The sequence below is a fragment of the Pseudomonas sp. Q12-87 genome, from assembly GCF_001269755.1.
Classification (GTDB): Bacteria; Pseudomonadota; Gammaproteobacteria; order Pseudomonadales; family Pseudomonadaceae; genus Aquipseudomonas; species Aquipseudomonas fluorescens_S.
This window is the reverse complement of record NZ_LHVI01000017.1, coordinates 37,393-61,094: the sequence shown is the minus strand read 5'-3', so window position 1 is coordinate 61,094 and position 23,702 is coordinate 37,393. Positions and strand designations below refer to the sequence as shown.

At 60.9% G+C, this 23,702-nt stretch carries 15 protein-coding genes; 7 read left to right on the top strand and 8 right to left on the bottom strand.

From position 1 onward, the window contains the following. Positions 1-171: 171 nt before the first annotated feature. On the bottom strand, positions 172-5,643 hold the full coding sequence (locus AD663_RS11790) for an ATP-binding sensor histidine kinase (RefSeq protein ID WP_053213766.1): 5,472 nt from the start codon (positions 5,641-5,643) through the stop codon (positions 172-174). Between the two features lie 391 nt (positions 5,644-6,034). On the opposite strand from AD663_RS11790, the gene AD663_RS11785 reads away from it, so the two are divergent. The 5 genes from AD663_RS11785 (at position 6,035) to AD663_RS11765 (ending at position 12,000) form a co-directional block, all read left to right on the top strand. Further along, the gene (locus AD663_RS11785; RefSeq protein WP_003181059.1) at positions 6,035-6,412 is read left to right on the top strand and encodes a response regulator transcription factor; all 378 of its coding nucleotides are present in this window, start codon (positions 6,035-6,037) and stop codon (positions 6,410-6,412) included. Positions 6,413-6,643: 231 nt separating this feature from the next. After that, on the top strand, positions 6,644-8,110 hold the full coding sequence (locus AD663_RS11780; RefSeq protein WP_003181057.1) for an efflux transporter outer membrane subunit: 1,467 nt from the start codon (positions 6,644-6,646) through the stop codon (positions 8,108-8,110). Beyond that, a complete protein-coding gene (locus AD663_RS11775; RefSeq protein WP_003181055.1) occupies positions 8,107-9,663 on the top strand; it encodes an MFS transporter in 1,557 nt (518 codons plus the stop codon). Before AD663_RS11780 ends, AD663_RS11775 begins: the two co-directional genes overlap by 4 nt. 6 nt (positions 9,664-9,669) lie before the next feature. Further along, positions 9,670-10,701 (top strand): HlyD family secretion protein, encoded by a 1,032-nt coding sequence (locus AD663_RS11770; protein ID WP_003181053.1) that lies wholly within the window; start codon positions 9,670-9,672, stop codon positions 10,699-10,701. A gap of 195 nt (positions 10,702-10,896) precedes the next feature. Further along, positions 10,897-12,000, top strand: a complete 1,104-nt coding sequence (locus AD663_RS11765) for a sigma-54-dependent Fis family transcriptional regulator (RefSeq protein ID WP_053213765.1) — start codon at positions 10,897-10,899, stop codon at positions 11,998-12,000. A gap of 265 nt (positions 12,001-12,265) precedes the next feature. Here AD663_RS11765 and uxuA read toward each other — a convergent pair whose 3' ends face one another. From uxuA to AD663_RS11735, 6 genes are all read right to left on the bottom strand, one after another. Continuing rightward, complete coding sequence (gene uxuA / locus AD663_RS11760; protein ID WP_053213764.1) at positions 12,266-13,441, bottom strand: mannonate dehydratase; 1,176 nt, start codon at positions 13,439-13,441, stop codon at positions 12,266-12,268. Between the two features lie 18 nt (positions 13,442-13,459). Continuing rightward, positions 13,460-14,917 carry a mannitol dehydrogenase family protein gene (locus AD663_RS11755; protein WP_053213763.1) on the bottom strand — a complete coding sequence of 486 codons (1,458 nt, stop codon included), beginning with the start codon at positions 14,915-14,917 and terminating at the stop codon, positions 13,460-13,462. A gap of 17 nt (positions 14,918-14,934) precedes the next feature. Next, positions 14,935-16,227: an MFS transporter gene (locus AD663_RS11750; protein WP_003181045.1), complete on the bottom strand. Its 1,293-nt coding sequence runs from the start codon at positions 16,225-16,227 to the stop codon at positions 14,935-14,937. Positions 16,228-16,305: 78 nt separating this feature from the next. Further along, positions 16,306-17,337, bottom strand: coding sequence for a Zn-dependent oxidoreductase (locus tag AD663_RS11745; RefSeq protein ID WP_053213762.1), 1,032 nt, complete (start codon positions 17,335-17,337; stop codon positions 16,306-16,308). Between the two features lie 53 nt (positions 17,338-17,390). Then, positions 17,391-18,602 carry a D-mannonate dehydratase ManD gene (gene manD, locus AD663_RS11740; protein ID WP_053213761.1) on the bottom strand — a complete coding sequence of 404 codons (1,212 nt, stop codon included), beginning with the start codon at positions 18,600-18,602 and terminating at the stop codon, positions 17,391-17,393. 4 nt (positions 18,603-18,606) lie between these two features. Beyond that, positions 18,607-19,599: a sugar kinase gene (locus tag AD663_RS11735; RefSeq protein WP_053213760.1), complete on the bottom strand. Its 993-nt coding sequence runs from the start codon at positions 19,597-19,599 to the stop codon at positions 18,607-18,609. A 155-nt stretch (positions 19,600-19,754) separates the two neighbouring features. Here AD663_RS11735 and kdgR point away from each other — a divergent pair, with 155 nt between their 5' ends. Further along, on the top strand, positions 19,755-20,537 hold the full coding sequence (gene kdgR, locus AD663_RS11730; protein WP_003181034.1) for a DNA-binding transcriptional regulator KdgR: 783 nt from the start codon (positions 19,755-19,757) through the stop codon (positions 20,535-20,537). Positions 20,538-20,698: 161 nt separating this feature from the next. Here the strand turns inward: kdgR and AD663_RS11725 are convergent, their stop codons facing one another. Continuing rightward, entirely contained in the window at positions 20,699-22,255 is a 1,557-nt protein-coding gene (locus AD663_RS11725) for a carbohydrate porin (protein ID WP_003181032.1), read from the bottom strand. 157 nt (positions 22,256-22,412) lie between these two features. On the opposite strand from AD663_RS11725, the gene AD663_RS11720 reads away from it, so the two are divergent. Then, positions 22,413-23,687 (top strand): ABC transporter substrate-binding protein, encoded by a 1,275-nt coding sequence (locus tag AD663_RS11720; protein ID WP_003181031.1) that lies wholly within the window; start codon positions 22,413-22,415, stop codon positions 23,685-23,687. Positions 23,688-23,702: the final 15 nt, after the last annotated feature.

The window sequence follows — 23,702 nt, the reverse complement described above, 5'->3', positions numbered from 1 at the left end:
GGCTGATGCTCCGCAACCCTTGAAGTCACTGTATCGCCAAGGTTGCGGCGCATCATGTGTACGTAAGATTGGTTCAAGCGACCTATTGATATGCGGGCTTAAAACTAAAGTATTAAGCGAACAGCGCCACTGCCCGCCAGCTTTGTCATGGCCTGGCACCGATAAACGAGCTCACCCCTGCACAACCGGCAATGTGAACTGAACCGTGGCCCCTCGAGGTGGGTTGATGGTTGCCTTCAAGCAGCCGCCATGGGACTCGATGATCGAATGGCAGATCGACAACCCCAGGCCCAGTCCGGTCGGCTTGGTGGTGTAGAACGACGTGAACGCCTGCTCGACGCTTTGCGAGGCGAACCCTGGCCCCGAATCGCTCACACTCACCAGCACACAACCCACATCTTGCAACGTTGCGCAGATCGTTAAGTGCCGTTCGCCTTCAGGGACGCTGTTCATCGCCTCAAGTGCATTCACGATCAGGTTGAGCAGCACCTGTTGCAGCTCGACACGGTCGCCCTTGATGAGCGGCAAGCGGTCGGCAAGTCGGGTCTGGATCGAGGCGCCGCTCTTGATGACCTGGCCACGGGTGAATTCGATCATCTCGTCAATGGCGGCCCTGATATCCATTGGTTCCTTTTGTGGTGGCGCCTTGCGGATATGGCCCCGGATGCGCCCCAACACATCCGCCGCGCGATTGGCATCGATGATGAGCCGGCCCAACACCTGTCGAACCTCCTCCAGTTCAGGCGGCTGGGCATTCAACCAACGCAGCGCGGCATCGGCATTGAGGATGGCGGCGGCAATCGGCTGGTTGACTTCATGGGCAATCGAAGCCACCAACTGGCCCATGGTGGCGACACGATTGGCGTGGGCCAGTTCGGTTTGCACCTCACGATAGCGTCGCTCGCTTTCGCGGATTTTTTCTTCCGCCTGCCTGCGCTCGGTCAGGTCCAGCACAAAGGCCACCCCTTCCCGGCTGCCGGCCTCAAACATCGCCAAACCGACGATGACCGGCAATCGGCTGCCGTCCTTGCGGAAATATTCCTTCTCGTAGGGCCGGGCGTGTCCGGTCTCCAGGGCCTGCGCCAATGAACGCTCGCTGAACTCTCGAAATTCCGGTGCCGTCAGGTCTCGCCAACTCAAGCGCCCCGAGGTCAGGTCGTCCCGTTCGTATCCCAACATCCGAAGAAAGGCGTCATTGGCCTCGATGATATCGCCGTCGGCATTCCAGACCAGGATGCCGATGATATTGGCGTCCACCAAGCGCCGAATCTTCGCCTCGCGCTCAGCGACCTCGCGGTACAAACGGGCATTTTCCAGCGAGATGGCCGCCTGGGAAGCCACCAACTTCAACACAGCGATCCGGCTCGGGCTGAACACGTGGGCGGCAAGATTGTTTTCCAGATACAGGGCGCCGACGAGCTTGGCTTGGTTCATCAACGGCAGGCAGAGAATCGAACGGGCCTGTTGTTGGTGGATATAGGGATCCGCGGCAAATGGCGCATCGACCGCGGCATCGTCGAGGAACACGCTCTCTTGTGTACGCAGGACATGATAGAGAATCGACTCCGGCAGCAACGCCGCGCTCACCGGCGCATCGCGCAATTGGGTGGTGTTGTCGCCAGCGATCACTTGGGCGGCGATCCGCTGCTCAGCGCCGTCCGACAGAATCAACAGCCCACGTTCGGCGCCGGCCTGCTCGATTGCCGTGGCCATGATCGTATCGATCAGTTTCTCCAGGACGATCTCGCCTGATAACGCCTGGGACACCTTCAGCACGGTGACAAAATCCAGATGTTCAACCGGTGTCGTTATTGTGGTCGTCGGGCCGAACGCAGGCGCTTCAGTCCTCAGCGACGGGTATCGGCCCTCAAGTTGCCTGACCTTGCCATCGGCGCCCCAACGCTGATAGCCGTAACGGGCGTCCTGCAAGTAGACACGGGCAATCTTGGCGAAGCCGCGCGCCGTATAGAAACGCGCTGCGAGCTCGTTGGCAAGCGCCTCGATATGGACAAAGCCGCTCTCCTGCGCAGCCTCTATGGCTTGTTCATAGAGCAACTGGGCATCGACCACGCGCCCTTCGACACGGGCGATTTCGGCGCCGACCAGCAGCGCCCTGCTCGCGAAGTTCTGCGGACATTGCTGTGCCCAGTTCTGTAGCCACTGATGACTGGCAGTCAGCGTCAGTTGGTAGTGCTTGTACTTCTCCTCCGGGGCGTTGTCGCAGCAGGCGGCGCAGGCCAGCGCGCCATAAAAATGATATTCGGCTTCTTCGAAGAATGCCTGGCAAACCCAGAGTAAGCGCTGTGCCCGCGCGGCAGCTTCCAACGCCGCTTGAGGTTCGTCGGCCATGTAGCGGGCCTGCAGTTTACGAACCCAATACAGACACTCGGCCAGGACCAGGTCCGGATTGCTGGCCAAGTGAGCCTCAGTTTCCCGCTCATTGAATTCGCCGTCGTCCAATCGACCGAACGTGGGCGTCAAGCCGCGCATCATTCGGATCAGCATCAGTTGCGTGAGGATGAAATCGACCACCAACCCGAAGCGCACCTTACGCGCATAAGCCAGGCCGCGCTCGGACTCGCCCTGCACGTCGGACAACGTCTCGCCAGCAAAGAGCAGATCGGCGGTGAGGTTATTGCCCGCGTAGGCGCCGTAGGGCAGATCGCCGATCCGGTTTGCTGCGGCAAACGAACGACGCAGCAAGTCTCGGCATTGCCCGACGGGCCTCATCCAACGCACGGCAAAACACGAGAAACACAGATAGGTGCTGGGTTCGAATCGCTTCAAGCCGCGGTGCTCAACCAGGTCGCAGCCGAGCTGGCCGAACCGGAACCCCATCTGGTAATCACCGAACCGCCGCCCGGCGACTCGGAAAAAATTCGCATAAAGCACACAGGAAGCGTCGCAATTGCCTCCCTCCAGGCTCAGGTTGATCGCTTTGCAAATCAGCAGGTCCGCCAGGTTCGCATCGCTCTGCAAGGCCGGTGCGAAGAGCTTGCCGAGGGCATTGACGGTCATGAGCGACGTCGCGTCCTCCATCATCGGCAAGTCGATGAGATCCTCGATTGCCCGCCCGGCCAATAACGCACGGATACGGTCATACTCGCGGCGCACGTCTTCGTCGCTCGGATGCGCCGACCACTCGATGCCCACATGCCGCAGGTAGGCGAGACAAACAGTAACCGCCCCATCGCTGCGGTCCAGGAGCAGGTAAACGTCCATCAGCAGGCATGCAACACTGGCACGGTCGTTCACCGTCGTAGCGCGACTCGACAACAGGGTCAGGCGTTCATCCGCCGCAGCGAGCTGCCCGGTGAGCAATTCACACTCAGCCCGGTTCAATTCCAACGCGAAAACCAGCCCGGGGCGACGCGTCCAGCAATCGTCATCCAACAGCTGGGCCCCGCTAGCGAGATAATTGAGTGCCGACGCATAGGCCGTCGATGCCTTCGCACGCTGGCCGGCCATGAGGTTGAATTGTGCCAACTGCTCTCGCTCAGCCGGGTCGGTCAGCAACGCCGCGCCGCGATTGAGCTGGCCGACGATCTCAAAAATCGCCTCTTCAAGCCCGCGCGAGGACATCTGTGCGGCCAATTGCCGCCCGATACGCAAGTGCACCTCGGCACGGGAAGCCTTGGGTATGAGTGAATAGGCGGCTTCGTGGATACGGTCGTGGACAAAACCATAGGCGCCGTCCAGCCGCTCGACCAGTTCCTGGCGAACCGCTTCCCACAGCGCCGCTCGCACCTGCGTCTTGGGGACGCCCAGGACCGTGGACAGCGCCTTGAGCCCGGCGACGCTGCCCAGGCAGGCCAGCTGCTGCAACGCTTGCTGCGTCTCGACCGGCAGGCGGATCAGTTTGCCGACCATGAGGTCGACGATATTGTCGGTGTAGCCCTTGGCATGGATGCGGTCCGGATCCCACCACCACTGCCGCGCCTCATGATCGAAAGTCAGCAATTGTTCGTCGGCGAGCGCTTGGAGGAACTGGATCACGAAGAACGGATTGCCCGCCGTCTTGTCGAGCACCAACTGTGCCAGTGGCTCGATGCGTTCACGCTCGTCATGCAGCGCCTCGGCGATCAATTGTTCGATATGCGTCTTGGCGAGCGGCGCCAGCATGATTTCGTTGACCTTGCCGCCCGCGTTGCGAATGGCCTGCAGCTTGCCCGTCAGCGGGTGCGTGGCGTCCACTTCGTTGCTGCGGTAAGCCCCCACCAGCATCAGGTGCCTTACATCGGAGCTGGTCAGCAGATCCTCCAGCAAGTCGAGCGTTGCCGCGTCGAGCCATTGCAGGTCATCGAGGAACAATGCAAGCGGATGATCTTCCCTGGCAAACACACCGATAAAACGCCGCAACACAAGGAGGAAACGACGCTGTTCCTGTTGCGGGTCAAGTGCCGGAACCGGTGGCGGCTCACCGATGATGAGCTTGAGCTCCGGAATAAGGTCGGTGATGAGCCGCGCATTGGCGTCCAACGCTTGCTGCAACGCCTCGCGCCAGTTCGCCAGTTCCGCGTCGTGCTTGCCCAGCAGCGTGCGGACCAGGCTCTGGAAAGCCTGCACCAGCGTCGCATAAGGAATGTCGCGCTGGTATTGATCGAACTTGCCGCTGGCGAAAAGCCCCCGAGGAGGCACCAGCACCTTGTGCAGTTCGTTGACCACCGAGGACTTGCCGATACCTGAATAGCCAGTGACCAATACCAGTTCCGGTGCGCTGCTGTGAACGATCCGGGAAAACGCGGCAACCAGGGTGTCGACCTCGCGCTCGCGGCCATAGAGTTTCTCGGGAATCCGCAGCCGGTCGGACGCGCCATGTTCACCCAAGGCAAAGGCACTGATCTGGCCCGACTGCTGCCAGTCCTCAAGGCATCGTTTCAGGTCGTGTTCAACGCTCGCCGCCGTCTGGTAGCGTTCCTCGGCGGTCTTGGCGAGCAGTTTCATGACGATACGTGAAAGCACCTCGGGAACGGTTGCCACCCGCTCACGAGGAGGTAAAGGTTTCTTGGCGATATGGCAGTGCACCCACTCGATCGGATCGCTGGCCATGAATGGCAGTGAACCCGTCAGCATTTGATAAAGGGTGACGCCAAAGGAATAGAGGTCGCTGCGCGAATCGATCGAACGATTCATCTTGCCGGTCTGCTCGGGAGCCATATAGGCGAGCGTACCGGCGAGGGTCTCGGGCGCCTGCCGCTCGCGGGGCAAACGCGAGGCAAGGCCAAAACCGGTGAGCCGGGCCTGCCCATCGGCGCAGTTCACCAGGATATGGCTGGGCTTGATGTCTTTATGAACCAGGCCCCGCTGGTGGAGCTTGCCCAACGCCACGGCGATGCCCACGGCCAGACTCAAACACATGCCTGTCTCCATGGGCGCGCTCAACAGCTGGACAAGCGGCTCGCCACCCGGATCCTCCAGCACCAGTTGCACCTGCGCGCCTTCGCGCAACAGCTCGAGCGGTTGAGCCGTCCAGGTACCGTCCAACTCGTCCCGCAGGCCAAACTCGTGGGCGAGACGTTCAAGACAGCCAGGGCGCGGCTGCTCGGCGGCGGGCCGCACAACCAGGACGTTGCAATCGCCGTCTACCCCTGAACGTAATTCCCGACAGAAGATACGCTCACCATCGTCCCATCGTATTTGCATGCTCTTATCACCGGCACAGGAACGCTATGTAGATTGATGCAGGTTGTTATCTGCCGCATTTTGCCGTTGGGCTGTCGTCCAGTGCCGTGTCGCAGGTGCCGATGTGGTCGCCAGACAGGCGGCTTCCGTGGCTGCGCCGGATACCCGACGACGGGAGGCGGCGTCGGGATCCAAAACGGTTGTGTTGCCACCGTCTAGATTAGCGCCTCGCGCAAGCCCTTCACAGTGAATTTCCACTGGTCAATACACCCTGGCTGCGCGCCGTTATACGCGAGTGAACAGCGGCTCACCTCCACCCTTAGGGTTTAGCGCGTCATACACAGGTATACTTTTTCACCTCATGAGAGCGCGTATGTTGTAGCGACGACAGGCGCTGTTACGAGCGACTCCTATGCATGACATGCCGATGCGCAATACGACGACCATTGCCGTGGTTGATGATGACGAATCCGTTCGCATCGCCCTGAAAAGCCTTTTGCGGTCCAGCGGTTATCAAGTCCAGACCTATCCCAGCGCGATAGCCTTTCTCGACGCCAAAGCCCCAGCGCAGACGCACTGCCTGATCTCCGATATCCAGATGCCAGGCATGACCGGCGTGCAATTGCATGAGCGGCTCGACGCGATGGGTTTTCGGATCCCCACCATATTCATCACCGCTTATCCGAGCCTCGGCGCCAACACACCGCGGCTGATCGCGTGCCTGCCTAAGCCCTGTGATGCCAATAAATTGTTGAACTGCATCGAAGTCGCCCTGCGCCAGCGACCTTGAGACGGCTGCGCAATGCCCCCCTTGCGCCCGGTATACCTTGGTATAGCCATGCACCACCTATGTATGGCGCGACTGAACCGAGGTAGAGGTGCCCCCCGCCTGCATCCACCCCTAACATGACCTCACAGCGGGCCACTCGCTGGACCAAACACCAACCTCTGCACTTCGTGCCCGGCCACCGCCCTTTTTGCGCTTACCGAGCAACACTGCGACCTTTCGGGGGACCGGGCTATGTTGGCCTTCTTCGATTCACCTCGATGCATCTTGAAACTCATGGGCGCGATCAACCTGCTCGGCGCAGTTTCCCTTGCCGGCTGCACGGTGGGCCCGGATTTCATGAAACCGCAGGGCACGCTTGAGGCCGTGCAACTGACGCCGCGGCCAGAATACGAAAGCGTCGTCCCGCCATCCGAAGCCGCTGTTCCAAGCCAATGGTGGCTGCTGTTCGACGACCCAATGCTCACGCAGCTGCAATCTCGCGCACAGATGGGCAATCTCGATCTGCAAGTGGCCTCCGAACGCATCGAACAAAGCCGGGCTCAGCTGGGGATTGCCGCTTCACAACTGCTACCCAGCGTCGGCGCCAACGCCAGCTACACCCGTGAGGCGCTAAGCGAAAACGGCAGGTTTGCCGCACTGGGCGCCCCGACTGACCCGAGCAATTTCTGGCAGTTGGGCTTCGACGCCAGTTGGGAAATCGATCTGTGGGGCCGCGCCCAGCGCCTGCGCGAGGGTGCCGCGGCGAGCCTGCAAGCCACGGTGTATGACCGTGAAGCTGCGCGGGTGGCCTTGTCCGCCGAAGTGGCTCGAACCTATTTGCAACTGCGCGGAACCCAGGCTCAACTGGACATCGCCGAGCAGAACCTGGCGATTGCCGAACGGACCCTCAGCCTGGCCGAAAGCCGCGAACGTAACGGCGTCGCGACGCGCTTTGAAACCTCTTCCGCTCATGCGCAATGGGCAACGATCAAGGCCCTGGTGCCAGAGCTGAGCCAGCGTCGCAACGCCCAGATGAATGCGCTGGCGTTATTGATGGGAGAACAGCCCCGGGCCCTCGACGCGCAACTGCGCACGGCCATGCCTCTGCCTTCGCTACCTGCTCGCGTTCCGGTGGGCGTCTCGTCTGACCTGGCCCGCCGACGTCCGGACATCCTTCGCGCCGAAGCACAGCTGCATGCCGCCACCGCGGCCATTGGCGTGGCCAAGGCGGATTTCTATCCACGCATCGGTTTGAAAGGAAAAATCGGCGTCGAAGCCTTCGAGGGTGGCGATCTCGCCAGTTGGGACTCGCGTTTCTTTTCAGTCGGCCCAACGGTCTACCTGCCGATCTTCCAGGGCGGACGGCTGGTCCAGCGCCTGGCGCTGAACGAATCACGGCAAAAAAGCGCTGCCCTGGCTTATCGGCAAACCGTGTTGCGTGCCTGGCACGAGGTGGATAACGCCCTGGACGCCTGGGCCGCCCAGCAACGTCAGCACGCTGACTTGCAGGTTTCCTATGAGCAGAACAAGCAGGCACTGCATGCGGCCGAACGAGGCTACCAGCAAGGCGCCACCGATTATCTGAGTGTACTGACGGCGCAACTCAACCTGCTTTCCAGCCAGACCCGTCTCAATGACAGTACGACCAATGCCACGCTGACCGTGGTCAATCTCTACAAGTCCCTGGGCGGTGGCTGGGTGCCGGAGGCGGTCCAATGAACAGCCTCGCACCGTCGCCCATCCATGTCGTGGCGCGCGAAGCCACCCAGGCCAAGCCTTCGAAGCGCCCATTGGTCGGGCTCCTGGGCATCTTTATTGCGGCCATGATGGCAGGGTTGAACACTCGGGTCGGCGCATTGGCGCTGGCCGATGTCAGAGGCGCCATGGGCCTGGGCTTCGACGATGCCTCCTGGCTCACGACGGCGTACAGCGCCGGGGAACTGATCGCCATGCCGTTTTCGGCGTGGTTTGCCATTACGCTTTCGGTCCGCCGTCTGGAATTGTGGATGCTCGGCACGTGTTCGCTGCTGGCGTTGATCCTGCCCTTCATCCACAACCTGGATCTGCTGTTGGTCTTGCGCTTCGCACAGGGTCTTGCCAGCGGCACGACAATTCCGTTGCTGATGATGGCTGCCCTGAAATTCCTGCCGCCGCCCATCCGCCTGTATGGGTTGGCCATGTATGCGATGACGGCGACCTTCGCGCCCAATCTGTCCATCTGGCTCGCCGGGCACTGGACGGATGTGCTGTATGACTGGCGCTGGGTTTACTGGCAGATCATTCCCCTCGCCCTGATCGCTGCCGGGCTGATTGCCTGGGGCTTGCCCCAGGAACCGATCCAAATCCCACGCTTTAGGCAAGCCAACTGGCCCGGCATGCTTTGCGGTGTATTCGCGTTCGGACTGCTGACCATCGCACTGGACCAGGGCGTGCGGCTGGACTGGTTCAATTCGTCATTGATCAGTGCTTCGTTGGTCGCCGGCCTGGCCCTGCTGACGGTCTACCTGATCACCGAGTGGTATCACCCCTCGCCATTCATCAAGTTGCAGATCCTGGGACGCCGCAACCTTGGGCTCGGTTGCACCCTGTTCGTCTCGCTGCTGGTGGTGCTGATGTCCAGCTCGCTGTTGCCGGCCAGCTATCTCGGCCCACTACAGGACTATCGTCCTTTGCAGATGGCCTCGACGGGCCTGATCGTCGCGCTGCCGCAGTTGATCCTCGGTCCGGTGGTGGCGCTGCTGCTGTACCAGAAGTGGGTCGATGCACGCCATGTGTTCGCGTTGGGATTGTTGCTGATCGCCCTCGCCTGCCTTTGCGGCGCGCAATTGACCAGCGATTGGAACCGCGACCAGTTTGTCCTGGCGCAGACGCTGCAAGCCTTTGGACAACCCATGGCGGTGGTGTCGATGCTGTTCCTGATCACCAGCGTGGTGCAGCCCGCCGAAGGGCCCTACGTGTCCGGGACCATCAACACGTTGCGAGCCTTCGGATCGTTGTTCGGTGCGGCGGTGGTGGGACAGCTCATTACGCTGCGGGGCCGTTTCCATGGCGACAGGCTGCTCGATCACGCAGCGCTGGCGAGCAATGCCCAAGGCCTTGAACCGTCACAATTGATGGGCATTTTCGGCCAGCAATCGCTGGTGCTGTCGGTCGCCGATGCCTATCGCGTGTTGGGTGTGCTGGCACTGCTGTTGATTCCCCTCGTGCTTCGCCTGACTCATATTCCCGCGCCTGTCATCCAGGCCGCCTCGTCACCCTCCTCCTACGGGTAATCCATCATGGCCCTTCCAAAGAAAGCCCAGATCACCAGTGCCATGCTGCTCGTCGTGGCAATCGGTGGTGTTGTTTATTTCAATCGTCCGGAATCCGGCGCATCGATACAGTCGACCGATGACGCCTATGTCCAGGCCGACTTCACGGTCGTGGCGCCACGGGTCTCAGGTACAGTCGAGACGGTCTCGGTCGAGGACAACCAATGGGTAAAAAAAGGCGACCTGCTCGCCACCCTCGACGACCGCGATTTCGTCGCAGCCGTGAACGCGGCGAAAGCCCAGGTCGCCAGCGCCCAAGCAGGCATTTCCAGCCTGCAAGCGCACCTGACCCAACAGCACGCCACCATTCGCCAGGCCCAAGCCGCGTTGGCCGCCGATGAGGCTGCGCTGAAGCTGGCCAGCGTCAACCATGCCCGCTATCGCAACCTGGCCACTGACGGATCGGGAACCGTGCAAGCGCAGCAACAGGCCGAAGCGCAACTGAGCATTCAATCGGCCAGCCGAGACAAGAGCCAAGCCGTGCTGGAGGCGGCGCGGCAACAAGTTGACGTGCTCAAGGCCGACCTGGAAAAAGCCACGGCGGCCCTTGCCCATGCACAGGCCGCACAAGCCATCGCCGAATTGAAGCTTTCCTATACCCGAATCACCGCACCGCTCGACGGCACGATCGGGCAAAAATCCGTGCGTGTCGGTGCTTTCGTCAGGACTGGCAGCCCGTTGCTGGCGATCGTGCCCCTCGATGCGGTCTACATCACCGCCAATTTCCGGGAAACGCAGTTGGCCCAGGTAGAGACAAGCCAAGCCGTGAGTATCGACGTCGACGCGTTGCCGGGCCAGGCACTGGAAGGAACGGTGCAAAGCCTCGGACCAGCCAGCGGAGCCAGCTACTCGGCCATCGCACCGCACAACGCCACTGGCAACTTCACCAAGATCGTGCAGCGCATTCCGGTGCGCATTCGCCTCAATCCCGACCAGCCCGCAGCGGCCAGGCTACGGGTAGGCATGTCTGTCACTCCGCACATTCGAACCGCTCCATAACCACAGGCCAACAGCAGCAGACGAGGGGCATCGGTATGGGCTAAAGACTTAAGCAAATAACTTAAAGTTATTTGTTTTATGTTTTTTAGATCATTTAGATTAAGCCTTAAGCCGAATGGCTCGCGCGGTGCGCTCTGTCGTTACCACGGGCAAGCACCTCTCAGTCACTGCAATTTCATTAAACGGGCCACCGTCATGCAGCTCCTCACGCTTCCCCCTTCTCCCGGCCTGGCCACCTCGATACGCGCCACGGCCCAGGTCTTCGAAGACCCGACCTCCCGCGCCTTGCTGGCCCACCTGCAACAAGTGGCGCCCAGTGATGCCAGCGTACTGATCATCGGCCAGACCGGTACCGGCAAGGAGTTGGTGGCTCGCCACGTACACAACCTCAGCGCCCGTCGCGACAAGCCGTTCATTGCGGTCAACTGCGGGGCTTTTTCCGAGTCGCTGGTGGAGGCCGAACTGTTCGGGCACGAAAAAGGCGCCTTCACCGGCGCTTTGACGGCCAAGGCCGGCTGGTTCGAGGAGGCCGACGGCGGCACCTTGTTCCTTGATGAAATCGGCGATTTGCCGCTGGCGATCCAGGTCAAGCTGCTGCGGGTGTTGCAGGAACGGGAAGTGGTTCGCCTGGGCTCACGCAAGAGCATCAAGATCGATGTGCGCGTGCTGGCGGCGACCAACGTGCAGCTGGAAAAAGCCATCAATGCCGGGCACTTTCGCGAAGACCTCTATTACCGCCTGAACGTGGTCAGCCTGGCGCTCAAGCCCCTGCGCGAACGGCCCGGCGACATCTTGCCGTTGATACGCCATTTCATTGCGCAGTACAGCCGCCGATTGGGTCACGGCGAAGTGACGCTGGATGCCCAGGCACAACGAAAATTGCTCGATTATTCCTGGCCGGGGAATATCCGCGAACTGGAAAACGTCATCCATCACACGCTGCTGATCTGCCGCAACAATGTGATCGGCGAACAGGACCTGCACCTGTCGAACTTTCGCATCGAACGCCAAGACAGCCCACAAGCGTCCATCCCCCAAACGGCCGACGCGCTGCTGCAAAAAGCCTTTGAAAAGCTGCTCGAGCAAGAGCATGGCGACCTGTATGAAAAGGTCGAAGCGCAGCTGTTGCGCACCGCCTACCGATACGCCAACTGCAATCAAGTCCACACCGCGAGCTTGTTGGGACTGAGCCGCAACGTCACCCGTACGCTGCTGATCCAGATCGGCGAACTGGTGGTCAACAAACGCCGACCGTCGCTGAACACGCGGGACGGCCAGGTGGTCAACCTGTCAACCTGAACGTATATCCCTACAACTCAGCCCTGGTGGTTGGGGGTGGTTGGGGGTGGTTGGGGGTGGTTGGGGGTGGTTGGGGGTGGTTGGAGGAACGGTGGAATATGCAGGCAGGTATTGGCCAGCCATGACATGCCCTTACCACAAGAACACCGGCCCAGCTTTGGGTGGGTTGGCTGGGGATTTAAACATTCAAGCACGCACCTGCCCCCGGCCACGGCCCAGCGTTGGGGTGAGGTTTGGCTGGCTTGCCCAGCCAAACCGGACAGGGCTAACCCAGTTGCCGGCGCACGGCCAGTTCCACGCCGCGCAGTTCGGCCAGGCCCTTGAGGCGGCCGATCAGTGAGTAGCCGGGGTTGCTCTTGCGGTGCTGGTCGTCGAGCAGTTGATGGCCATGGTCCGGCCGCAGTGGCAAGCGCGGGCCGCCTTCGCGTTCACGTCTGCGCTCTTCAGCCACCAACGCACTGATGACCCCGACCATGTCGACGTCGCCATCCAGGTGATGGGCTTCGTGGAAGCTTCGTGGGTTCGCTTCACGGCGGGTGGAGCGCAGGTGGGTGAAGTAGATGAACGGAGCAAAGTGCTTGGCCATCGCCACCAAATCGTTGTCCTCCCGCACACCATAGGAACCCGTACAGAACGTCAAGCCATTGGCCGGGCTTGGCGCAGCGTCCAGCAGCCACTGGGCATCCTCTGCGGTGGAGAGGATGCGCGGCAGACCGAGCAGCGACCGGGGCGGATCGTCCGGGTGGATGGCCATTCGCACACCCACCTCCTGCGCGACCGGGATCACCGCGCGCAAGAAATAACTCAAATGTTCACGCAGTTTGGCTTCGTCAATGTCGGCATAGGTGCGCAGCAAGGCCCGGAAATTGTCCAGGCTGTAATGCTCCTCGGCACCGGGCAGGCCTGCGATCAGGGTATCGACCAAGGTGTCGCGCTGGGTAGGCGAAAGCTGTTCGAAGTAGGCCTTGGCCTGCTGGACATCCTCGGCAGCGTACTCGGCCTCAGCACCCGGACGCTGGAGGATGAACAGGTCGAATGCGGCAAATGCGGTCTGGTCGAACCGCAGTGCCCAGCCACCATCCGCCAGTTCATAAGTCAGGTCGGTGCGGGTCCAGTCCAGCACCGGCATGAAGTTGTAGCAGACGATATCGATGCCGCAAGCCGCCAGGTTACGCACGCTTTGCTGGTAGTTGACGATGTACTCGTCACGCCGCCCGCAACCTCGCTTGATGTCCTCGTGCACCGGAATGCTTTCCACGACCGACCAGCTCAAGCCGGCGTCCTCGATCATCTGCTTGCGCGCAGCGATGGCCTCCACCGGCCAGACTTCGCCGTTGGGAATGTCGTGCAGCGCCGTGACGATGCCGGTCGCACCGGTTTGACGGACGTCCGCCAGGGATATCGGGTCCTTGGGGCCAAACCAACGCCATGTCTGTTCCATATTTTTTCTCCTTGCTTGTCAGTTGAGTGCGGCAAAGGTGCTTAGAAGCTTGCCCATGCCGTCACGGGCCAGGGCGGCATAGGCGCTTTGCACGGCATCGTGAAAGGCTGCACGAGCCGACAACTGCGCCGGAAAAACCTCATCCACTTCGAGAAAGGCCTTCACCAGCGCTTCGCCTTCGAAACGCCCCGCCAGGTCGGCAAAGGTGGCGTTCAATGGATCGTCAATCAGCTGCGCCAGTTGGCCAGGCAACGGTTGAGTGCAATAGCGAATCCACGCGGCGATACCCAGGGCGATGCAAGCGATATCACGCCCTTGATCGAGCAACTGCTGTGCCCCGAGCAACCAGCGTTGGGGCAGTTTCTGCGAGCCGTCCATGGCGATCTGGCGCAAGCGATGCTGCAAGCTGTCATTGGCAAAGCGGGCCTTCAGGTCATCGGCATAGGCTGAAAGATCGATACCCGCCGGCATGTCCAGGGTGGGCGCGGCTTCCTCGGCCATGTAACGCCCGATCAGGCGCAGCAGGTTCGCGTCACTGACGGCATCGAAAACCGTTTCGTGGCCGACCAGCAATCCCACATAGGCCAGCAGCGAATGGCTGCCATTGAGCATGCGCAGCTTCATCGTTTCGAACGGGCGCACGTCGTCCACCATCTGCACGCCTTCGAGCTCCCAGTCCGGGCGGCCGAGGGGAAAGCGATCCTCGATCACCCATTGGCTGAAGCTTTCGCACACCACCGCCGCCGGATCGTGGCAGTCGAGTTCCTGCGCGAGTCGGCGAAAGGATTCGCCATCCATGGCCGGCACGATGCGGTCGACCATGGAACTGGGAAACGCTACCTGTTCCTCGACCCACTTCGCCAAGGCTGCATCCTGAATCGCCGCCAATGCACTGACCGCCTGGCGGGTGCGCTGGCCGTTGTCCGGCATGTTGTCGCAGCACAGCACCGTGAAGGCCGGAGTGCCGGCGGCGCGGCGACGACGCAGGGCTTCAAGGACGATGCCGGGGGCCGAACGGGGCGTTTGCGGATGAGCCATGTCATGGGCAATCAGCGGATCTTCGCGGCGCAACTGTCCCGAGGATGGACTCAGGCAATAGCCCTTTTCGGTGACGGTCAGGGTGACGATCCGTGTCTGCGGTGCGGCCATGCGCTGTAACAACGATTCCAAGTCCTGGCCGCCCTCGCCTACGTACAAGGCCTCGCGCAGTACGCCGATCTCGCGCAGCGTCACCTGCTCGCGATCACGGTATTCGGCAACGTGATAGTGACCGTCCCGCTCGCGCAATTGATCGACCAGTGTGCGATTGGAGCGCAGGTTGGCGCTGCACAGCCCCCATTCGCTCTCGCCATGGCGATTGAGATGACGCTGCAGGTAGACCGCCTGGTGGGCGCGATGAAACGCCCCCAGGCCCAGGTGCACGATACCGATCTGCGGCGAGGCGCCCGTGCTGGGAACAAGCTTCACATCAAGCATCGACACGCTCCTTCTGTTCAGGGGTGGCTCAGGGCCGAAGCCGATTGCGGGCGTTTTGCCGCCAAGTCGCCGGCGTCAGCCACCGCCAGCGGTTTCACATAACGCGCCACACACGCGGCACCAATCACGGTCAGCAGCCCCGCCAGCAGGAATGCACTGGTGAACGAACCGGTGAACTGCACCAAAAAGCCGGTGAGGGTTGGGCCAATGATCCCCGATGTGTTCGCCAGGAAATGCATGAAACCACTCACGCCGCCAACCCGCGCCGCCGGAACGGTGTCCTGAATGATCGCCCAGTAAATGGCGCCGGTGAGGTAAAGGAAGAACACCGCCAAGGCGACGAGAATGACCGCCGGATACAACGTGCTGACCATCCCGGCACACGCGATGCAGGCAGCGCAGGCCAACAGGCACGTCACCAATACCACCTTGCGCGAGAACATCATCCGCCCGGTCTTCTTGAATACGAAGTCGGAAATGAAACCACCCAGGGCCAGGCCGAGGAAGCCCAACACCCACGGAATGACCGTGGCGATGCTCATGTCCTTGACGTTCAGGCCGTGGGCCATGGTCAGGTAGCTGGGGAACCAGGTCAGGAAGAAGAACAGCGTGTAGTTGTAGGAAAAGAACGCCAGGGAGGTGAACAGCACCGTCGGCTGCTTGAGGTAGAAGCGCAGCGGGAGCACCGGTTGTGCCGCCAACTCGCTTTGCCCCTCGGCGCGAAGAATATCCTCAGCGCCCTCGCCCACTGGCCGTTCCCTGACGAACTTGAACCACACCGCGGCCCAGACCAGGCCGATCACCATGATGATAATGAACGACATCTTCCAGCCGTAGGTGACGGCGATGAAGCCCACCACCGGGCCGGAAATCGCCCCGCCCAGCGGTGTGCCGGACATCGACGCGCCTATCGCCCGAGCCCTGCGTTTGGGGGTGTACCAATTGTTGACCATCTTGCTGGTGGTGACGCTCAGCGGTCCTTCACCCATGCCGAACAGAATCCGGATGAGCACCAGTGAAGCAAAGCCCACCGTCAGCACGGTCAGGCCACTGAACAGCGACCACAGCACCATTGCCAGCAGTAAGGTGGTCTTGGCGCCGTAGCGGTCGGCGGCCCAGCCACCGATGAAGTTGAAGGCGGCATAGCCGACGAAAAAGCTACTGAAGATCATGCCCATCTCACCCGTGCTAAGACCGTAGTCCTTCTGGATGAAAGGGGCCGCGACGGACAATGCCGACCGGTCGAGGTAGTTGATGACCCCGGCCAGGAACAGCATGATGATGATTAAGCTACGTCCTTGACCAAACATGGTGGAACCTCCCGCTTGTTGTGTTTATTCGGTGAGGATGCCCATTACAGGCACGATGAAACCGGTGAGACCAACGACTCAGTGATGGGCGCTCGTCAGCTCCACCAGGATTTTTCGGGTTTGCTCAGGGTGTTTTTCGATCAGCTCGATGGCGCCGGGCATGTCGTCGAAGGTGACGCGATGGCTGATCAGGTCCTGGACCTGCAACTGGCCGCTGGCGATCAGCTCGATCACCTTGGGGAACTTGCGGTTGTTAAGCCGTGAGCCCACCAGGGTCAGTTCTTTCTTGATCATTTCCAGCTGCACCAGGTCGCTGGGCGTGGCATTGAAGCCCAGCAAGCCGATGCGACCGGCCGGCGAAGCCAGGCGCACCATCTGCGGCATCAGCGCGGGAATGCAGGCGGCATCGACAATCAACGGCACGCCCTCGCCCTGGGTGAGTTCTCGCATGGTTGCTTCGACATCGACTTCCTGGCCGTTGAGGGTCCGGCTCGCGCCGAGTGCCCGCGCCGTTTCCAGGCGGCTGTCGATGACATCGGTCACGGTGATGTCGGTCAGGCCCAGCGCCCGGGCCATCTGCACCAACGTCAGGCCGATGACACCGGCACCGTAGATCAGCACGCTGTCGCCCGGATGGGGTTGCATGCGATCGAGCACGTTCAGGGCAATGGAATAAGGCTCGACCAAGGCGCCGTGGCTGAGGGACATCGAATCGGGCAAGCGGTGGGCATTTTGCGCCGGTACGCAAACCTGCTCGCTGAAGCCGCCGTCGCGGTGCACGCCGATCACTTGCAGCCGGGTGCAGACGTTGGGCCGACCGATGCGACACGGATAGCAGGTGCCGCAGCTGATCACCGGATCAATGCACACGCGGTCGCCCGCTTGAAGGTGTTCTACGCCTTCGCCGACTTGCCGGACCACCCCGGAAAACTCATGGCCGGTGACACGGGGGAAACGCACGAATGCGTTCTGCCCGTGAATGATGTGCATGTCCGAGCCACAGATGCCGGCATAGGCTACATCGACCTGGACTTCGCCACGGGCAACCTGCGGCGGGTCGACCTGGGCCAACCCGAACTCGAAGGGTGCTCTTACCTGGAACGCTTTCATCGGATCACTCCTGACGGGACACTCGCCCCGTTTGTTGAATGGGCAAGACTGTTTCACCAATGCCAGAGCGTGCCGTCTTCGAGACGGTTGACCGGCAGGCTGGCGCGCTTGTAGGGGTACTGGCGAGCCAGGTTTTCGTCGATATCGACGCCGTGCCCCGGTGCATCGCCCGGGGTGAAGTGGCCGTCCTCGAAGCGATAGGCATGGGGGAAGACTTCATCGATGCGTGCTTCGTGAGGCATGTGTTCCTGGATGCCGAAATTGGGTACCCAGGTGTCGAAATGCAGGGCCGCGCCCATGCACACCGGCGACAGGTCGGTGGCCCCGTGAAAGCCGGTGCGCACCTGGAACAGCGCGGCAAAATCGGCGATGCGCCGCACATGGGTGATGCCGCCGGCATGCACCAGCGTCGTGCGGATGTAATCGATCAGTTGTTCCTGGATCAACTCTCGGCAGTCATGGATGGAGTTGAACACCTCGCCCACAGCCAACGGTGTGGTGGTGTGCTGGCGAATCAGGCGAAAGGCCTGCTGGTTTTCCGCTGGCGTACAGTCTTCGAGCCAGAACAGGTTGTACGGCTCCACGGCCTTGCCCAGGCGCCCCGCTTCGATGGGCGTCAGGCGATGGTGCACGTCATGCAGGATGTGCAGGTCGTCGCCAAAACGCTCGCGCACGGCGGCAAACAGCTTGGGCACGTAGTTGAGATACTTGGCCGTGTCCCAGACGTGTTCAGCCGGCAGATCGCTGTCGGCAGGCTCATAGCGTTCACCGCTGCGCTTGGCGACGCCATACGTGGTGGCGATACCCGGGATCCCACACTGCACGCGCACGGCCTTGTAGCCCAATTCGACGTGGCGGGCGACTTCATCCAGGCAACCTTCGATGTCCTTGCCGGTGGCGTGCCCGTAGACCATCACCCGCTCCCGGCTCTTGCCGCCGAGCAGCTGATACAACGGCATGTTCGCCGCCTTGGCCTTGATGTCCCAGAGCGCCACATCGACGGCGGCGATGGCGGTCATGGTCACCGGGCCCCGCCGCCAGTAGGCGCCACGGTACAGGTACTGCCAGATGTCCTCGATGCGGTGGGCGTCGCGGCCGATCAGCGCCGGGAGGACGTGCTCTTCCAGATAAGCGACGACCGCCAGTTCGCGGCCGTTCAAGGTCGCATCACCGATGCCGTAAATGCCTTCGTCCGTGACGATCTTCAAGGTGACCAAATTGCGGCCCGGGCAGGTAACAATGACGCGCGCTTCAACAATTTTCATAAAGTCAGACCTGTGCAACAGAAGGAAGTGAGGACGTGCCCATGTTCGGCATGGCCGCCGGGGGAATCAGCGCACCTCGAAACTGAACGACCTGGGCAGCCAAGCGATGGCCCCAGCGCGCGGCCTGCGTCGGCTCCCCGCCTTGCAGGCGGCAAGCCAGGTAAGCGGCGCTGAACGAATCGCCGGCGGCAGTGGTGTCGATGACATCGGCAACGTTTTGCGCGGGCACTTCGAAACGGCCCGCCAGGCATTGGATCAGGCAGGAAGCCGCGCCGCGCTTGAGCACCACCTCGCCGATTCCGGCCTGCGTATAGGCGCTGAACAAGGCGTCAGCGTCGGGATAACCGAACAGGCTGACGTCATCTTCCCAGGTGACCAGGGCCAGGTCGGTCAGATGCAGGAGATCGCGGTAGGCCTGACGCGCCGTTTCCGGATCGGGCCAGAGATGGGGACGGTAGTTGTTGTCGAAGACGATGCGAGTGCCTGCTCGGCGAGCGCGCTGCAAGGCGTGCATCAAGCGCTCGCGGCCATCGAGGGTCAGGATCGCCAGGCTGATGCCGCTCAGATAGACGTAATCGAAATCCGCCAGCGCATTCAGCGTCGCGTCGGCCTCGGGACCATCGAACATGTGCCGTGCCGCTGCTTCACCACGCCAGTAAAGAAAACGCCGCTCGCCGTGCAGATCGGTCTGGATGAAATACAGGCCCGGCAGTGCATCTTCGAACACCCGTACATGGGCGTCGGCGACCCCTTCGTTCAGCCAGGAACGGCGCATGGCCACGCTGAATGCATCGCTGCCCACGGCCGTCACATAGTCAACCGTCACTGCGGCACGAGGAGTCAATCGCGCCAGGTAGACCGCCGTGTTGAGCGTATCGCCGCCGAAGGTCTGGGTAATCACTGCACCCGGCTCGCCGCGCATCTCGATCATGCACTCGCCCACCAGCGCCACTTTCAAGGGGCAGGTATGCGAGCCATGGGTCCGTGTTTGATTCATCATTACGCGCCTTTTTGTGTTTTTTAAAACGGCGTTTCATTTTTCTCTCAAGGCCCGAGTCTAGTCAGATTTTTTCCCTCGTCAAGAAAAAATGAAACAGCGTTTTAATCTGCTTGCGTATATCCTTGGATTTTACTTTTCACGTTGGAGCCTTCATGGACAACAGCGTCATCCCAAGCAACGACCAGGTGTCGGCAGTCGGCCGGACCATGGCCGTACTCGAGGCCTTGGCCGAGCATCCGGAAGAAAGCGGCGTCTCGGAAATCGCCAACAAACTGGACATGTCCAAAGCCACGGTCTATCGCTTCTTGCAGTCGCTCAAGGCCCGTGGGTATGTGGTGCAGGATGCCGAGGATCGCTATCGCCTCAGCGTCCGGCTATTCGAACTGGGGGCCCAGGCCCTGCCCCACCTGGACATCGTTCGGGAAGCGGAACCGGGCATGCGCCGGATCAACGAACTGACCGGCGAGACGGTGCACCTGGGGATTCTCGACGAAGGCAGCATCGTCTACGTGCACAAGATCGACTCCAAGTACAACCTTCGCATGTACTCGCGCATCGGCCGGCGCGCGCCGCTGTACTGCACCGGCATCGGCAAGGTGCTGATGGCCTGGCTCGAAGAGCAGGAGTTACTCGCGCACCTGGCAGAAGAAAGCTTCGAACGCCGAACGGCCAACACCTTGACCAGCGTCGAGGCGTACCTGCAGGAACTGGAAACCGTCCGCCGGCAAGGCTATGCCGAAGACCATGAAGAGTTCGAAGACAACATGCGCTGCCTGGCGGCACCGATTCGTGACCGTTTTGGTCATGTCATCGGTGGGATGAGCGTGTCCTTCCCGTGCTTTCGCTTCAGGGAGGAGTTGAAGCAGGACTATGTCAAACAGCTGATGCAAGCCAGCCAACAGATTTCGAGCCAGTTGGGGTGGCATCCAGGTTGAGTCGTGTGCCAACCCAGAGCCCATTAAACCTGTGGAAGCGAGCTTGCTCGCGAAGAGGACAGCTAATCCAACAGTGAACTAGCTGAATACCGCTATCGCGAGCTCGCTTCCACAGGCACCACGGGCATCTCTCTAAGCTTGTGAATCCTGCAAGACGAAACTCAGAACCAGGTTTCCATCTGGATGCCGTATTGCCACACCCCGCCTGCGTTGAAGTCCGTCTTGCCGAAGGCATCCGTGGCGCTGTATCGGTCCAGGTCCGAAGACCAGTTCATGACGCTGGCGAACAGCCGTAATTCAGGACGGGTAAGCAGATCCCCCAAGTCAGGCTTGAAGGTTGGGGCGACGGTGAATTTCCAGAAGTCACCGTCGACTGCATTGCGTTGCAGGTAGCCCTTGGGATCGAGCTTCATGGTCTGCCAGCTCATTTCGTAGGCCATCTCGAAATTGCTGTTGATCTCATTGGCCAGGCGCACGTTCAGGGTCATCCAGCGATAGTCGTCACCCTTGACGTACCGGTTCTTGCTCCGTTCAGCCAGCAAGCTTGGGCCGATGCGCCAGGCAGACGCGATGGGCGTCTCGCCGTAAAGCGCCAGGCGTACGGCCCGGGCATCGTCGATCAGCTCGCCATCCGAGCCGACGTTCTTGACCTCGGCACCCAGCCCCTGACCATAGAGCAGTGCTGTTTTGAAAAACCCCTCGCGGCCGAAAAAGTTTTTCTGGTGATTGGCCACCATGCTGTGCAAGCCGGAATCGGCCGGCGTCAGGCCTGCTTCATTGGTGCGGGTGCCAACGTCGTTTTTCCTTGCCCCTATGGCGTTGAACATCCATTGCCACTGCCCACCTTCAAAGAACTGATTGGAGGTGAGAATGTAGCTTTCCACATCGGCATCGACGCCGCCCTCGCTGAAATCCCCGTAGTTGCGACCGATCAGCGAGTAGTTCGAACGCCAATCCTTACCCATCTGTATGTCGTAGATCCCGCCTCCCGTGCCGGCCAGATAGACAACGTCCGAGTCCAGCCAGTGGATATCGAAATTGTCCCGGTCAAATCGTTTGCCAGCCCAAAGCGTGGCGTTTTCAAACGTCGCGTTGCCCTTGAATTCCGCGAGATGATCGAGTTCGGTGAACACTTGGCGCACGTTCAGATTACTTTCGTTGGCCGTCCAGTCATTGGAGCTTTCTACGCCATCGGCGATGGAGACAGTGAACTTGGCGCGGGTGCCGTTCTGCGCATACGTTTCTTTCGAGAGGTCAATGCGCATGTAGGTGTCATCCTCGTTGCCGAGCCGCCCAACGGCCCCCCCGACTGAACCGGCCGGGGTCGTATAAGGACCGCCGCGACCGCCTCCGAGCCCATCGTTGATCAGCAAGCCAGAGCGAGCGTAGCCCTTGAAGCTGAACCCGTCGGCGAGGCTCGCACTGCCGCCCTTTTTGTCGGTGCCCTGCTGGTGGGCTTCGAGTTTCGCCAGGCGGGCGTCGACTGTGGACGTCACAACGGCAGGCAAAGTCGATTGAGGAGCGGGCGCGGCGAGTTTGATTTGCTGCAATTCCCTGGCGAGTGCCTGGGTTTGCTGTTCGGCGGCGGCGGCACGCTTTTCGGCGGCACTTGCCCGAGCTTCAAACGCCGCCATGCGCTCCTCCAACGTCGCGGCCTGAGAAGTGGCCGCCGACGCGCCGAGCACGCTTGCGAGTAACCAGCTTGATGCTTTCTGCATGTGTTTTTCCCAATTTTGTTTTTATTGTTCTGTCCCGCAACCGACCTTTTCTGAATTGTCTAAATCCAGGAAAAAAAGGATGCCTCACCGCAAATACACTGCTACATTTGGCGATGTTAACGTTAACTTTTCTAAAAACAAAAATAAAGAGGGCTTCATGAAACAGCTCAAATCGCTCCTTCCCGCAGCGCTGCTCGGCCTTTGCATCGGGTTTCCTTCCCTCTCTATGGCGGCCAATCTGACGATCTCCTGCGGCGCCGTGGGCGCGGAATTGCAACTCTGCAAGGAGGCCGTCGAGGCATGGTCGAAACAAACCGGCAACAGCGTTGAAGTCGTGTCCACGCCAAACTCGGCGACCGAGCGGCTGTCGTTCTATCAACAAATCCTCAGTGCGCAATCCAGCGACATCGACATCATCCAGATCGATATGGTGTGGCCGGGCATGCTGGCCACGCATTTAATGGATTTGCGGGAACTCCTTCCTGCCAACGCGACCCAGGGCTACTTTCAGGCCCAGGTGGATAACGCCACGGTGAACGGGCGCTTGGTGACCATGCCGTGGTTCACCGATTCGGGGCTTTTGTATTACCGCAAGGACCTGCTTGAGAAGTACAACAAGCCGGTGCCACAGACTTGGGAGGAAATGACCGCTACCGCCAGGTCGGTTCAACAGGCCGAACGTAGCGCCGGCAACACCAATGCCTGGGGCTACCTGTTCCAGGGCCGCGCCTACGAGGGCTTGACGTGCAATGCGCTGGAATGGATCAGCAGCCAACCAGCAGGTGGCCTGGTCAATTCACAAGGCGAGATCGTGATTAACAGCCAGGCTGCGAGGGCGGCCTTGACGTTGGCGAAAAGCTGGGTGGGCGACATCTCCCCCCGTGGCGTGCTCAATTACACCGAGGAAGAAGGACGTGGCGTGTTCCAGTCGGGCAATGCGCTGTTCATGCGCAACTGGCCGTATGTCTGGGCCCTGGTGCAGAGCCCGGACAGCGCCGTGAAAGACAAGGTTGGCGTCGCGCCCCTGCCCCGCGGTGGCGAAACCGGCACCCATGCCTCCACGCTCGGTGGCTGGGGCTTGGCAGTATCGCGCTACAGCGCTCATCCAAAACTCGCCGCGGACTTGGTGAGCTACCTCAGCAGCGCTCAACAACAAAAACACCGTGCGTTGGTCGGCGCCTATAACCCGGTAATCGAATCCCTCTACGCAGATCCCGAACTGCTCGCGGCGATGCCGTACTACAGCCAACTGCACAGCATCCTCAACGATGGGGTCATGCGCCCCGCCGCGATCACCGCCTCACGCTATCCGCGGGTCTCCAACGCGTTCTTCGATCAAGTGCACGGTGTGCTGTCGGGCGAGCGACCCGTCGACCAGGCGCTGGTGGAACTGGAAAGCGAACTGACGCGCATCAAACACCGGAACTGGTAAGCCACAAGGAAGAAA